This window comes from Thermoactinomyces daqus, assembly GCF_000763315.1.
Classification (GTDB): domain Bacteria; phylum Bacillota; class Bacilli; order Thermoactinomycetales; family Thermoactinomycetaceae; genus Thermoactinomyces_A; species Thermoactinomyces_A daqus.
In genome coordinates this window covers 55,803-68,678 of record NZ_JPST01000030.1, presented here as the reverse complement: position 1 = coordinate 68,678, position 12,876 = coordinate 55,803, and the positions used below count along the sequence as shown (strand labels likewise).

14 protein-coding genes are annotated in these 12,876 nt (G+C 46.6%); 8 read left to right on the top strand and 6 right to left on the bottom strand.

Translation table 11 applies throughout. The annotated features are described in order from the left end of the window. Positions 1 to 66 precede the first annotated feature (66 nt). Positions 67 to 912, bottom strand: a complete 846-nt coding sequence (locus tag JG50_RS0113215) for a TolB family protein (RefSeq protein WP_033101584.1) — start codon at positions 910 to 912, stop codon at positions 67 to 69. A gap of 116 nt (positions 913 to 1,028) precedes the next feature. Between JG50_RS0113215 and JG50_RS18340 the strand changes: the two genes are divergently transcribed. Continuing rightward, positions 1,029 to 1,508 (top strand): M20/M25/M40 family metallo-hydrolase, encoded by a 480-nt coding sequence (locus tag JG50_RS18340; protein ID WP_235281688.1) that lies wholly within the window; start codon positions 1,029 to 1,031, stop codon positions 1,506 to 1,508. A gap of 162 nt (positions 1,509 to 1,670) precedes the next feature. Here JG50_RS18340 and hmpA read toward each other — a convergent pair whose 3' ends face one another. From hmpA to JG50_RS0113185, 5 genes are all read right to left on the bottom strand, one after another. Next, positions 1,671 to 2,828, bottom strand: coding sequence for an NO-inducible flavohemoprotein (gene hmpA / locus JG50_RS18335; protein WP_309485178.1), 1,158 nt, complete (start codon positions 2,826 to 2,828; stop codon positions 1,671 to 1,673). 270 nt (positions 2,829 to 3,098) lie between these two features. Then, entirely contained in the window at positions 3,099 to 3,380 is a 282-nt protein-coding gene (locus tag JG50_RS0113200) for an AraC family ligand binding domain-containing protein (RefSeq protein WP_033101583.1), read from the bottom strand. 33 nt (positions 3,381 to 3,413) lie between these two features. Beyond that, positions 3,414 to 3,971, bottom strand: coding sequence for a hemerythrin domain-containing protein (locus JG50_RS0113195; RefSeq protein ID WP_033101582.1), 558 nt, complete (start codon positions 3,969 to 3,971; stop codon positions 3,414 to 3,416). A gap of 49 nt (positions 3,972 to 4,020) precedes the next feature. Then, positions 4,021 to 4,599, bottom strand: coding sequence for a hemerythrin domain-containing protein (locus tag JG50_RS0113190; protein ID WP_309485177.1), 579 nt, complete (start codon positions 4,597 to 4,599; stop codon positions 4,021 to 4,023). Between the two features lie 223 nt (positions 4,600 to 4,822). Then, a complete protein-coding gene (locus tag JG50_RS0113185; RefSeq protein ID WP_033101581.1) occupies positions 4,823 to 5,512 on the bottom strand; it encodes a Crp/Fnr family transcriptional regulator in 690 nt (229 codons plus the stop codon). 342 nt (positions 5,513 to 5,854) lie between these two features. On the opposite strand from JG50_RS0113185, the gene JG50_RS0113180 reads away from it, so the two are divergent. The 7 genes from JG50_RS0113180 to JG50_RS0113150 all read left to right on the top strand — a co-directional run bounded on the left by JG50_RS0113180 (position 5,855) and on the right by JG50_RS0113150 (position 12,839). Next, positions 5,855 to 6,892: an aldo/keto reductase gene (locus JG50_RS0113180; protein WP_033101580.1), complete on the top strand. Its 1,038-nt coding sequence runs from the start codon at positions 5,855 to 5,857 to the stop codon at positions 6,890 to 6,892. A gap of 195 nt (positions 6,893 to 7,087) precedes the next feature. Next, a complete protein-coding gene (locus tag JG50_RS0113175; RefSeq protein ID WP_235281685.1) occupies positions 7,088 to 7,990 on the top strand; it encodes a ubiquinol oxidase subunit II in 903 nt (300 codons plus the stop codon). 21 nt (positions 7,991 to 8,011) lie between these two features. Further along, positions 8,012 to 9,964 carry a cytochrome aa3 quinol oxidase subunit I gene (gene qoxB / locus JG50_RS0113170; protein WP_052154305.1) on the top strand — a complete coding sequence of 651 codons (1,953 nt, stop codon included), beginning with the start codon at positions 8,012 to 8,014 and terminating at the stop codon, positions 9,962 to 9,964. 1 nt (position 9,965) lies between these two features. Further along, positions 9,966 to 10,589 carry a cytochrome aa3 quinol oxidase subunit III gene (qoxC, locus tag JG50_RS0113165; protein ID WP_033101579.1) on the top strand — a complete coding sequence of 208 codons (624 nt, stop codon included), beginning with the start codon at positions 9,966 to 9,968 and terminating at the stop codon, positions 10,587 to 10,589. Next, positions 10,586 to 10,900 (top strand): cytochrome o ubiquinol oxidase subunit IV, encoded by a 315-nt coding sequence (locus JG50_RS0113160; protein WP_033101578.1) that lies wholly within the window; start codon positions 10,586 to 10,588, stop codon positions 10,898 to 10,900. Before qoxC ends, JG50_RS0113160 begins: the two co-directional genes overlap by 4 nt. A gap of 26 nt (positions 10,901 to 10,926) precedes the next feature. Then, the gene (locus JG50_RS0113155) at positions 10,927 to 11,850 is read left to right on the top strand and encodes a heme o synthase (protein ID WP_081943923.1); all 924 of its coding nucleotides are present in this window, start codon (positions 10,927 to 10,929) and stop codon (positions 11,848 to 11,850) included. 38 nt (positions 11,851 to 11,888) lie between these two features. Then, positions 11,889 to 12,839: a COX15/CtaA family protein gene (locus JG50_RS0113150; RefSeq protein WP_033101577.1), complete on the top strand. Its 951-nt coding sequence runs from the start codon at positions 11,889 to 11,891 to the stop codon at positions 12,837 to 12,839. Positions 12,840 to 12,876: the final 37 nt, after the last annotated feature.

Genomic DNA, 12,876 nt, shown 5'->3' with positions numbered 1-12,876 from the left:
CTTCTTTGTCAACAACCTCAACTTGAACCCATAGAGGGTTCAAGTTATTTATTGTAGTGTTTGGTTTTAATCTTTTTTCTTCGCTGCCCAATCGGTGAGTACAACATTCGGCAGATATGTCTTAAAGGTCTGGACATTGGAACCGTCTGCATTCATCGTCCATACCTGGTTTTCGTTTCCATCAAAAACATTTGGCCCCGAGAAAGTGATACGGGTTCCATCAGGGGACCAGACGGGACCATCTAAATCCTCGTTGATTTGAGATGTAAGATTCGTTGGATTACTTCCATCTGCGTCCATGACATACACATCGGTTCCATCAAAGGCATAACGAGTGTAAAGAATCTTGGAACCATCGGGAGACCAACGGGCATCAAACTCAGCCGTTTCATTACTTGCGTCTCCGGTTAATTGCTTCACATCAGATCCATCAATGTTCATAACGTAGATATGGTTTCTTCCATCCCGGTCGGAGTGAAACACAATTTTCGTGCCATCGGGAGAGATGTCCGGAGAGGAATTATAGAAAGGCTCAGTTTGTGTGAGTTGCACCGGATCGCTGCCATCTGCATTCATCAGCCATATATCGAAATGTCTTTCAAACACAATTTTACTTCCATCCTTTGACCATCTGGCGTACGAACCTGTTCCGATCTTTACAGGATTTTTTCCATTAGGATCGGAAACCATAATATCGCCATTATTGGTGCTATAGAGCAATTTCTTTCCATCTGGTGAAAGATCCGGAGTTCGACCGTCGGTGATTCGCTTAATGTTAGTACCGTCCGGGTTCATTCTGTAAACTCCAGTATCCATCCGATCGTCGTCAGGAAGCCATCGGGCACTTTCAAAGTAGATCAATTCTTTTTCTTTTGCAAAGCTAGGGGAAGGACTAAACAAAGCTGACGCCAAAGCAATTCCACCAATAAGAACCCATAATTTTCTGATAATAGGATACCTCCTTATTGCTTGTCTATTAATTTATTCGGTTCAAGTTTAAGATTTCTGTCTCATCACTTGACGTTTACTTGATTAAATATTTTAATAATTTTGAGTATACGTGCTCGATTGATCGTGGAACAAGAACTTCAATTGAAAGACATGTAGATTCCATGATATCTAGCCAAGAAATAAAGGAGATAGAAAAATTACTGGATCAAAAACCGGGAACAGCTTTCATCATTATTGCCGACAAGGCTGTTTTGGAAGAAACAACACGAAGTTTCACTCCAGAAGTAAGGGAAACACCGCAAAAGAAACTGAGGGAGTTAACAGACGGGCTGGCAAAAATCCATGATGCAACGATTAAGATTGATGATCAGCGGGGGGATCCTGCAGTGGTAAACCACAATCGGGAAGTGGACGTGATCATGGATGTGGCAAGAGAGGTGTTCGGCTCCGAAAATACAAGGATGACAAAGCCGAACATGGTCGGCGAGGATTTTTCTTATTATCTCAAAAAAGCTCCGGGCGCTTTTTTGCTTTGTTGGAGCAGGAGATTCAAATAAACCAGTCTATCCGCACCACCATCCCCGCTTTCAGCTTGATTCTCTTGCAGCGGAATGGTTTTGTCGGCTGACCCATGAAATATTTGGGGTGATTGGGAGTGAGGAAAGAAGCAACTGACTTGTGCCTCACTGCCAATCACAATATGAAGTATCATTAGCGATTTATCGTGCAGGAATCACTTCAGCCGGCTTCTCATCCAATACACTGATCGGGCTAAACGCCTCAAAGTGAATTCGTTTTTTCGGAATTTCCATTTCCAATAATCCCCGGTAAATCGCCTTCATGAATGGAAGGGGTCCGCAAAAATAAAACATTCCATCCGCATGGGGGAGAATGGATTCCAACCAACTGCGATCGATAAATCCTTCCTTGTCAAAGCTTCCTGCCTGACGATCTTTTTCCGTCGGTTTTTCATAACAGACATAAGACTTGATATTGGGGTTTTCGTTTGCCAATCGGGAGACTTCATCTTTCATGGCGTGTACGTTTCCGTTGATGGCTGCGTGAATGAAAGTCACCTTTCGTTCCGGCTGCCGTTCCGCTGTTGTTTTCAGCATACTCATCAATGGCGTCAATCCCACACCGCCACTGATCAGAACAAGCGGGGCCGGATCATCCGTATTCAAAACAAAGTCTCCGGCCGGTGCGCTGAAAGCCAGAAGATCCCCTTCATTTATCTGGTGATGAAGGTAATTGGACACAATCCCCGGCGGATTTCCATGGTGCGCATCTTCTCTTTTCACCGTAATCCGGTAGTAATCTTTGTCCGGTACATCAGACAGGCTGTAATGCCGGATATGTTCGTACTTCTCACCCGGAATCCTTGCTCTCAAGGTCAGATATTGTCCGGGCAAATAGCTTGCAATCTCCTTCCCATCCGCAGGCTTTAAGTAAAAAGATGTAATGACGTCACTTTCTTTCACTTTGCGATCCACCACGAAATCCCTGAATCCACTCCATCCTCCTGGTTGGGATTCTGCCTGTTCATACAACTCCCGTTCTATTTTCATGAAAAGATCGGCGAGGTACTGATACGCTTCACTCCATGCCTCGAGGATTTCCGCGTTTACCTGGTTCCCCAACACATCATGCACTGCTTGGATCAAATTTTCTCCCACAATCGGATATTGCTCAGGAACCACTCCGATCGCCCGATGTTTATGGGCAATCCGTGTGATGATGGGCCGGATCGCGTCCAGATTGTCGATATGTTCTCCGGCCGCGTAAACGGAATGGGCCAGCGCTTTCTGCTGAATCCCCCGCCGTTGATTCGTTTGGTTAAACAAATTGTACAGTTCGGGATGACTTCCGAAAAGCAACTGATAAAACCGTTTCCCAATGGCTTCACTGTGCTTATCGGTGCCGTCGCTTTGACGATCTGAATCGTTCTGCTGTTCATCGACCTCCTCTGTTTGATATGTTGCTTATTCTGTGCTTCCGATATTCAGGCTCCTTGCTTTATCGTTATATCAAAGCGGAGACAGCAAATTGTGAAACAGATCACAAATAGACAGCGGCGAAACCATCCTTCATCCTTCAAGTTCCCGAGAAATACTTGCTGCGAATTCCGCCCCTAATGTGAACCCACTTTAATCAATCGCATCTTCTATTGCCGCGATGTCATGTTCCTGAAAAGGATTCATATGCAGCAATGAACCCGATTTCATATGAAATTTCTGTTCGGACACGCCGAACAAGACTTCCCCTTCTATAACATAAACGATCACATGGCAGTTTGCATGATGACGGGGAATCTTTTTGCCAGCCTTTAACTGCAGGTTCATGACCGCTCCTTCTTCAAAATCGAGCAACTTGGACCGGGCAACCCCTTTCTCCCCGCTTAATTGGTTTTTAATCTCCACTACTGACATAAGATCATCCCCCTTCAATTCTGAACGATGATTTTACTCAGATTCCATTCCTCTTCGCATCTCCTCTGCCTTCACGTCTCTGGCAATTTCCTCTTTTTCATCCTTGGACAAAACGAGACTGAACAGCGGAAATAGATAATGATCCTCTTTTTCAATATGTTTTTTCAACAGATATGCAAGCAATCCCATCTTCTGGATCAGCTCATGCGAAGGATTTTCGGGATCATGATTTTTAAACATTATCTTGGCTTCTTCATAATGTTTGCGAATGATCTCATGCTCACTCTTCAATTTGTAAATCGGGCCCACTTCGGTTTCCGGAATGTGTTTTACCAAACGCGAAAGAATATATTTTTCTTCATATAAAAAGTGGTGATCCAATTCATGGCCGATTTCACCTAAAACTTTGTCATAAAGTTCGGTGTTATATCCTTCTCTTACCCGATCCATCCATTGGCTTAATGAAGCGTGTTCTTCGATGAAAGAATGCAGTTCAGGCGCGACGATCCCCAAAATTTTTTCCGATTCACTCACATTCGTTTTTTGCCAATCTGTTAAATCCAGTTTTGGTTGATACTTTGGTCTTGACATCCTGATCTGCTCCTTATTGCGGATTTTTCCAAAGCTTGTGTACCAATGCTTAAGCAAGCTTCAGTTTTTTTGCGAGAAAATCTTTTTCCTCGGACGAAAGCAACCGTTCCGCCATGGGAAAAAGAACATTTTCTTCTTTCATAAAATGCTGGGACAAAACATGATAAGCTTCAATCATAAACGCGGTGATTTCCTTTGCCTTTTCAATATGAACAGATGCGTCCGCCTGATTGAGCTTTTCGATAAAAGTTTGCAGATTTTTCTTCCCTTGCTGATGCTCATATTCCATCACTGCGATCGGACCCGTTTCTCTGCCGATGTACTGAGCCATCAATGTGAAGAGAAACTCTTCTTCCCGTTCTGAATGTGCAGTCAGCTCCTGCTCGAAGCGAATGGCTTTCTCCTTTAAACCGGGCCAGTCAATTGGATGTTCCCTTGCTGCTTCGGCCAACTGAAACAGCTGCTCCATTTGCTCCCTCAATGTCACATGTTCTTGCTTGAATTGCTGCAGGGCAGGGCACAAAGGAACATCCCCCCCCATCATGTGACCGCAATGAAAAGGCATCTCATTCATCGTTCTTTTTCCCTCCATTTCCACGATGCAGGTTTCAAGAAAGATGCAACCCATCCCAAGTTGCTCCCACGCGAAAAAGCCAAAGAGATGCAACATCCAAACTCTTACTTTTTCATGCCCAATTATACTTTGGTGACTTAACATTCCGCTGTGAGCGATATCACTCCTTCCCTCTGTCACATAATTTTCACAAAATACAACAAGACAAATTTGAAGATGAGCAAACGTAAACAATCATGTGATTTGTTTCACAAACAGGGCTGCATTTGTATCATTCTCAACTGGAGGAAAGCAAACTTTTCAGTGCATCCAGATTGTAAATAAAGATGCCTTTCCGGCTGATTTCGAGCAGTTGATCCTTTTTAAGCTGATTTAACACCCGGTTGACCGATTCCCTTGACATTCCCAACATATTTGCAAAATCCTGGTTTGTTAATGGGATTGAGATATAAACGCCACCATCCTTTTCATTTCCGTACTCCTCCACCAACTGCAATAATGACACGATCATTTTTCTATGAATATCGCCCGAGATCACCCCGTGTAAACGCCTTTGCATCTGAAGGAGCCTTTTATCCATCATTTTCATGACTGACTTGGCTATTTGCGGGTTTGAACTCAGCAACTGATTAAAACTTCCCAGCGGGATTGCCAGCAATTCACAATCCGTGACAGTTTGCGCTGTTCCTGGATACGGGATGTCATCGAAAAATCCCACGTGAGGAAACATTTCCCCCTTTGGCAAAAGGCAGATAACCTGTTCGTTTCCGTTATTGTCAACCTTCGTAACCTTAATGATTCCCGAATGAATGAAATAAACGGCGCTCCGTTCCTGACCTTCTGTAAAAACGGTTGAATGCTTTCGATAATGACGCAAAAACGCTATTCCGGAAACCTTTTTCAATTCTTCCTCGTTCAACCCGCTAAACACGGGAACACGTTTAACAACCTCAAATTTATGATCCATCCAAACCGCCCCCACATTGTTAAATCGTTCGCAAGCTTAAGCAGAATCACCAAAAAATCAGGCCTTAAGATGTTGTAACCGATCCCGCTCCGGCTCTGTCCCGCACGAAACGGACAGAACCCTTATCGCCCGAAAACAACTTCATCCGTTTTTTGTAACTAACTTCTTTTTACACGAGATCGCTTTGCGCAGCCAAGTGTCAAAAGACAATCATTCTGTGGATTTTTTGTGACACAACTCATTTTGTGAAATAAATCACATTCATTTCGTTCAACACCTCATACACTGGTTGTAAGCACGGATAAATTAAATCGCTCTTGTTATACGAATGGAGGTTATCCAATGAAATACCGCAACATGCCCGGTATTGACAAGCCGGTTTCCGAAGTTGGCTTCGGTGTTTGGTCCGTTGCCACTCCGTGGTGGGGCGTAAATGACGACAAGCTCGGCAAACGCCTGCTGCGCATGGCATACGAAGATTACGGCATTACATTTTTTGATACCGGCGATGTGTACGGCCAAGGCAAAGGAGAAACACTCTTGTCAGAAGCACTGGAAGGACTTCGTGACAACGTGGTGATTGCCACCAAATTCGGCTACGACATCTATGCCAAGCGGGGCGACCGTCACGGCAGACACTCCGAATTGCCCCAACGGTGGGATGCAGCCTCAATCCGCCAGTCCTGCGAAGAAAGCTTGCGCCGATTGAAAACGGATGTGATCGACCTCTACCAACTTCATAATCCAAGAATGGAAGCAATTCAAAGCGATGAAGTGCTTGAGACGCTGGAACGATTGAAAGGGGAAGGAAAAATCCGCTCCTACGGTGTCGCATTGGGGCCGGACATCGGCTGGAAGGATGAAGGATTGGCCACCCTCCGCGATGAGCGGTATGACATGGCGCAAATCATCAACAACATGCTGGAACAGGATCCCGCCAGAGAACTGATCCGGGAGGCGGAAAAGCGGAACAAAGCCTTGATTGTCCGTGTCCCGCATGCATCGGGGCTCCTTGACGGCACCTATGACCCGGACAAACATTTCAACAAACATGACCATCGCAATCACCGGCCGGTCAAGTGGATGAAAGCTGGTCTGGCCGCAGTTCAACAATTGAAATTCCTGTACGAAGGAACTGACCGGACGATTGGCCAAGCGTCCATTCTCTTCTCGTTAGCCAATCCATCGATCAAATCAGTGCTCCCCAATATCACCACTGAAGAAAACTTGCGTGAATTTGCCGAGGCGCCTGACAAAACTCCGCTTACGGAAGAGGAAATGAAGAAGCTTGAAGAGTTGTGGGAAACCAGCATGAAAGAGCAATTGAAACAGCCGTTCTCCGACAGCAAAATCAAGCCGACACCGGTAGCACCTCGATAACAACCGCTCGGACAGGAACTCCAACATCACTTTCGGAGCAGTCACGGAAAGTCAAGTGACAAAACATCGACGTTAATGTCAACTTTCCGTGAACTCGCCCCTTTTTGTGAAATTAATCACATTTTCTTTGTCCGTTTCCGCTTACATTCTTTTACGCAGAGAAAATTTCAATCTGACCATGGGGGTGTGAAACCAGTGAAGAAAACGGGGATCTCAAGCCGGCTGAAAAAACTTCTTTTGTGTTCCCCTCTTTTATTCTTATTGACCGGATGCAGCGACAAATATATCCTGCTCAATCCTGCCGGCCCGGTAGCACAGACAGAGCACAGACTCATCTTACTTTCCGCCATTTTGGTTGCGATCGTCGTGATTCCTGTCATCGTTCTTCTTGTCTTTATCGTGATTCGTTACCGAGAACGTCCGGGAAATCAGGCGCCTTATCAGCCAAATTGGACAGACAGCAAAATTTTGGAGGTTATTTGGTGGGGAATCCCCATTCTGATCGTTGCCATATTGGGGTTCGCCACTGTTCGCGACACGTTCGCGTTGACCCGTCCTCCCAGTGAGCAAAAACCCATCACCATACAGGTTGTCTCGCTGGATTGGAAATGGTTGTTTCTCTATCCTGATTCGAATATTGCCACTGTCAACTACTGTGAAATTCCCACAGGGGTACCGGTTCAATTTGTGTTAACCGCAGATGCCCCCATGAACTCCTTCTGGGTTCCGCAGTTGGGCGGGCAAGAATACACCATGCCGGGAATGGAGATGCGACTCTGGCTGCAGGCAGACCGCGAGGGAGTGTTTGAAGGGCGCGGCGCAAACTTTACCGGAAAAGGATTTGCCCACATGAACTTTCAGGTGGTTGCCAAACCGCAGTCTGAATTTGCGTCATGGGTCAAAAAGGTCAAGGGATCTGCTCCCTCTTTAACCCAGGAGAAATACGATCTACTTGCCAAGCCGAGCGTTGTCAACAAACAGTCTTATTCATCTTACCCGCCTGCACTTTATCAAAATACCGTAAATAAAAACGGCGGGATATATTGGCACCATCCAATGCCAATGAATGAGCCTCATCAAATGCCAATGGAAAACTGACAAGAAAGGTGGGAATGGCGGATGTTAAAGAGTCTGATTTCGTACTTGCAGAACGCGAATCTCATGATACAGATCTCAGCAGTTGCGATCATCTTGACATTGGTCGGGATCGTGTTCGCTTTGACGTATTTCAAAAAATGGGGATGGTTGTGGCGCGAATGGATCACAACCGTCGATCATAAAAAGATCGGGATCATGTATCTGGTTTGCGCGCTGTTGATGTTCTTTCGCGGCGGCGTCGACGCCCTGTTGATGAGAACGCAACTGGCTTTCCCGAATCTGCATTTTTTAAACGCACAACACTACGATGAAATCTTTACCACTCACGGAACCATCATGATTCTGTTCATGGCCATGCCCTTTATCTTTGCCATGTTTAACCTGGTGGTTCCTCTTCAAATCGGCGCACGCGATGTTGCTTTTCCCTTCTTAAACGCCGTAAGTTTTTGGCTGTTTTTCTTCGGTGCAATGCTGTTTAACCTGTCCTTCGTGCTGGGGGGTTCCCCCGATGCCGGTTGGGTGGGCTATCCGCCGCTGTCTGAACTGCCGTATAGCCCGGGACCGGGTGTCAACTATTATGTTCTGGGCATTCAAATATCCGGGATCGGAAGCATTGCGACGGGAATCAACTTTATCGTCACAATCCTGAAAATGCGCGCTCCCGGCATGACCCTGATGCGGATGCCGCTCTTTACCTGGTCTGTTCTTGCATCCTGTATTGTGATTATCTTTGCTTTCCCTGCTTTGACCGTTGCGCTTGCCCTTTTGGGGATGGACCGGATTTTTGGAACCCACTTCTTTACGATGCTGCATGGCGGGAACCCGATGATGTACATCAATCTCTTCTGGGTTTGGGGACATCCTGAGGTTTACATTGTCATCCTGCCGGCATACGGTATTTTCTCTGAAGTGGTCAGCACCTTCTGTCGGAAATATATTTTCGGTTACAAGTCCATGGTGGTTTCACTCATGATGATTAGTATTATCAGCTATTTCGTCTGGGTGCACCATTTCTTCACGATGGGTGCCGGTCCGGGAGTAAACAGCTTCTTTGCCGTGGCATCAATGGCCGTTGGGATTCCCACAGGCGTGAAGGTATTCAACTGGCTGTTTACGATGTTCAGGGGCCGGATCCGAATCACCTTGCCGATGCTTTGGACGCTTGCATTTATCCCTTGCTTTGCCGTCGGCGGAGCAACCGGGATCATGCTCGCAGTGGCTCCAGCAGATTACCAGTTTCACAACAGTTACTTCCTCATCGCTCACTTCCATCAGGTCTTGATCGGTGGGGTTGTGTACGGGCTGCTTGCAGGAATGTATTTCTGGTGGCCCAAGATTTTAGGATTTAAACTGAATGAAACTCTCGGCAAATGGGCGTTTTGGTTCTTTAACCTTGGATTTTATGTCTGCTTTATGCCGCAATACGCGTTGGGATTCATGGGCATGACCCGGCGTGTGTACACTTATCCGGCTGAATCAGGCTGGGGAACGCTCAATTTCGTCTCCACCATCGGCGCGTTTATGATGGGGATCGGATTCCTCTTTATCGTGGCACAAATCCTTTACAGCATTCGCCATGGAGAACGCGACACGACCGGAGATCCATGGGACGGTCGTACGTTGGAATGGTCTCTTCCGTCTCCCGTCCCTCATTACAATTTCGCCCAAATTCCTGTGGTCGATGACATGGATGCCTGGTGGAAAATGAAACAGCAGCAAAAAGAAGGCATTCAGCCACAGAAAGAACCATTGAAGCCGATTCACATGCCAAGCCCTTCATCCCTGCCTTTCTTCATGGGATTGGCGTTTTTCATCTGCGGATTCGGTTTGGTCTTTAACCAATTCACCATAGCCACGATCGGGCTGATCGGTGTAGTGATTTGCATGCTCTGGCGATCGCTTGAAAAAGACACGGGCTATTATATTTCGGTAGAAGAAATCAAGAAAAATGAAGCGGCAGTAAGGGGGTTGTAACATGGTTGAAACAACCGGACGCCCGATCCCAGATCCAAAGTCATCCAAACACCTGCACGGCACGGAAGAAGAAGAAAAAAACATTCTCGGTTTTTGGATTTTCCTTTCTACAGACCTTGTGCTGTTCGCTTGCCTGTTTGCCACCTATCTCGTTCTGCGCACGCATACGGATGGAGGGCCCACAACGGCACAGCTGTTTGACATTCCCATGTTTACGCTTGAAACCTTCATTCTGTTAACCAGCAGTTTTACCTGCGGGCTGGCCGTTCGTGAAATGCGTTACAACAATCTGCGGAGACTGCTCGGATGGCTTGCGGTTACCGTTTTGCTCGGTCTCATATTTGTCGGGATCGAAGCGAGTGAATTTCTTTCCTACTCATCGGAAGGAGCCACCATGCAACGCAGCGCGTTCCTGTCCGGTTTCTTCACACTGGTGGGAACACACGGTCTTCACGTCTCTTTGGGGATTGTTTGGATGATCTCCGTAGGCATTCAGTTGCTGCGTGACCGAATTCATCCCACAACAGCCCGAAAATTGTTCAACGCCGGATTATATTGGCACTTTCTGGATGTAGTATGGGTGATGATCTATACGGTCGTTTATCTCATGGGGGTGATGAAATGAAAAATATAGGGCAACCAGCAAAAAGGACTTTTCCTTGGTCGCATGTGACCGGTTATGTCGGATCGATTGTATTGACGGTTTTGGCACTGCTGTTTACGGTGAAAGCTCCCTTTTCACAAGGGAGCCTCATCACCATCTTATTGGGATTTGCCATCCTTCAAATCCTAATTCAATTAATCTTCTTCATGCATATCACGGAAAAAAACGGGCCGGCTTATCATTCGATTGCGATTGCGCTGGGGTTTTTGTTTACGTTTGCCGTCGTTGCCGGATCGATCTGGGTGATGACATTTGGCTCTCAAGTTCAATGATGAAAGTTTGAGGGGAGAGGGAAAAAATGCCTGACCCATTGTTAAATTCTGTTCAATCAACCAAACGAACCTTTTTGTCGGCCGATTTGGAAAAACTCAAAGCCTGTTTGTCGCTTACCAAGCCACGAATAGCCGTCCTTATGATCTTTTCGGCAATCTGCGCGGCTATCGTCGCCAAGCAAGGCTGGCCTGATATGTGGACCATGTTTGCGCTGGCAACAGGCTTGGCATTTTCCACCGGCGGGTCTGCTGCGATCAACATGTGGTATGACCAGGATATCGACAAAATCATGGAACGAACGATGAACAGGCCGCTTCCCGCCGGGCAGCTTCGTCCGCAAACAGCTTTATTTCTCGGGCTGGGTTTGGGATTGTTGTCCTTGATTTGGTTTCTGGTGTTTGTGAACGCTCTTACCGCCATTCTGTCACTGACCGGTTTTTTGTATTACACCGTGCTTTACACCATGTTGTTGAAAAGAAAAACACCGCAAAATATTGTAATCGGGGGCGGAGCAGGTGCGATTCCTCCAGTGATCGGCTGGGCGGCAGTGACCGGAGATATCGGTTGGCCCGCCGTGATCATGTTTGCGATTATTTTCTTGTGGACCCCTCCCCATTTCTGGCCGCTGGCGATCGTGAAAAATGATGAATATGTGCGTGCAGGCATACCGATGATGCCGGCGGTCCGGGGCTTTAGAACGACGAAAAAACAATGCCTGGTTTACACTTTCATTCTGTTGCTCGCTTCCTGCGGACTGTATTTCACCGGTTATACAGGCGGGATCTATCTGACAATCGCCATTCTTTCCGGCTTGTACTTTTTGTACTATCAGTTACGCATGTGGCGTGAAAACGACGATCGCACGGAGTGGGCAGGACGAGCATTTTATGCTTCCCTTATGTACTTGACTGTTTTATTTGCCTCTATGGCCGTTGATTCTCTTATTTAGTATTGGTTTTCTCCTCAAAGAAGGAGAGGTGTTAAGATATGGCAAAGCCCGACATAAGGAGAACAAACATTTATCCGCTCGCTTTTGCCACACTCTTGGGGTTGTTTTTGGTCAATCTCCTGGGTTTTATTGATACCCAAACCGGTTCCGCATTTGGCTGCGGGAGGGATTGGCCTCTTTGCAACGGGAAGATCATTCCGGAAGTGTGGAACACTCATATCGCGATCGAGTTTATCCATCGATTGGTTGTACTCGCTGATCTTCTTTTGCTGCTCTTCCTGATCGCAGCCACATACCGGAGATATCGGGGAAGAAAAGATATCCGGATTTTGATGGGCATCAGCTTTTTGGCCTTTGCCGGGGAAGGGTTTCTGGGGGCAATCAGTGTCTTGACTGACAATCCCCCTTCGGTGCTGGCTCTCCATATGGGAATGTCACTCATCGCGTTTACCTCGCTGTATTTGTGGACAGCCACACTCCGGCAAATCGAAACCGGCAAATACCGGCGATTTGACCTCCAAGATGCCGCCCCTGTCAAACAGATGAAAAGATGGACATGGGGAACACTCATTTACAGTTTTTTGGTTGTTTATTTTGGATCCTATGTTACGTTCACCGGGGCAGGAGGCTATTTCCAGGGATGGCCCTTTCCAACCGAAGCTTACACTCAGGCCGGGTCTGCTTTATTGATTGATTTGACACACAGGTTCATGGCTTTGGTGTTGTTTGTTTTGATTCTGAAGCTGTATCTCTTCACCTCCCGGTTGCGCGGGCAAAGAAAGGATTTACGGGCAGTAAGCCTTCAAACCCTCATTCTCGTGATTTTTCAGATGTTGAGCGGTGCGCTGCTCATTATGACGAAGTTAAACCTGGTTGCCTTTCTTCTCCATGTATCGATCGCAACCTTAATGGTGGGTTCTTTAGGTTTGCTGGGATTAAAAACATCCTTCTTTCAAGAAAAAGAGAGGATGAAGGAATATAACCTTTAAAGGGGTTATGGGAAAATCAATCGTTGAAGAGGAAGTG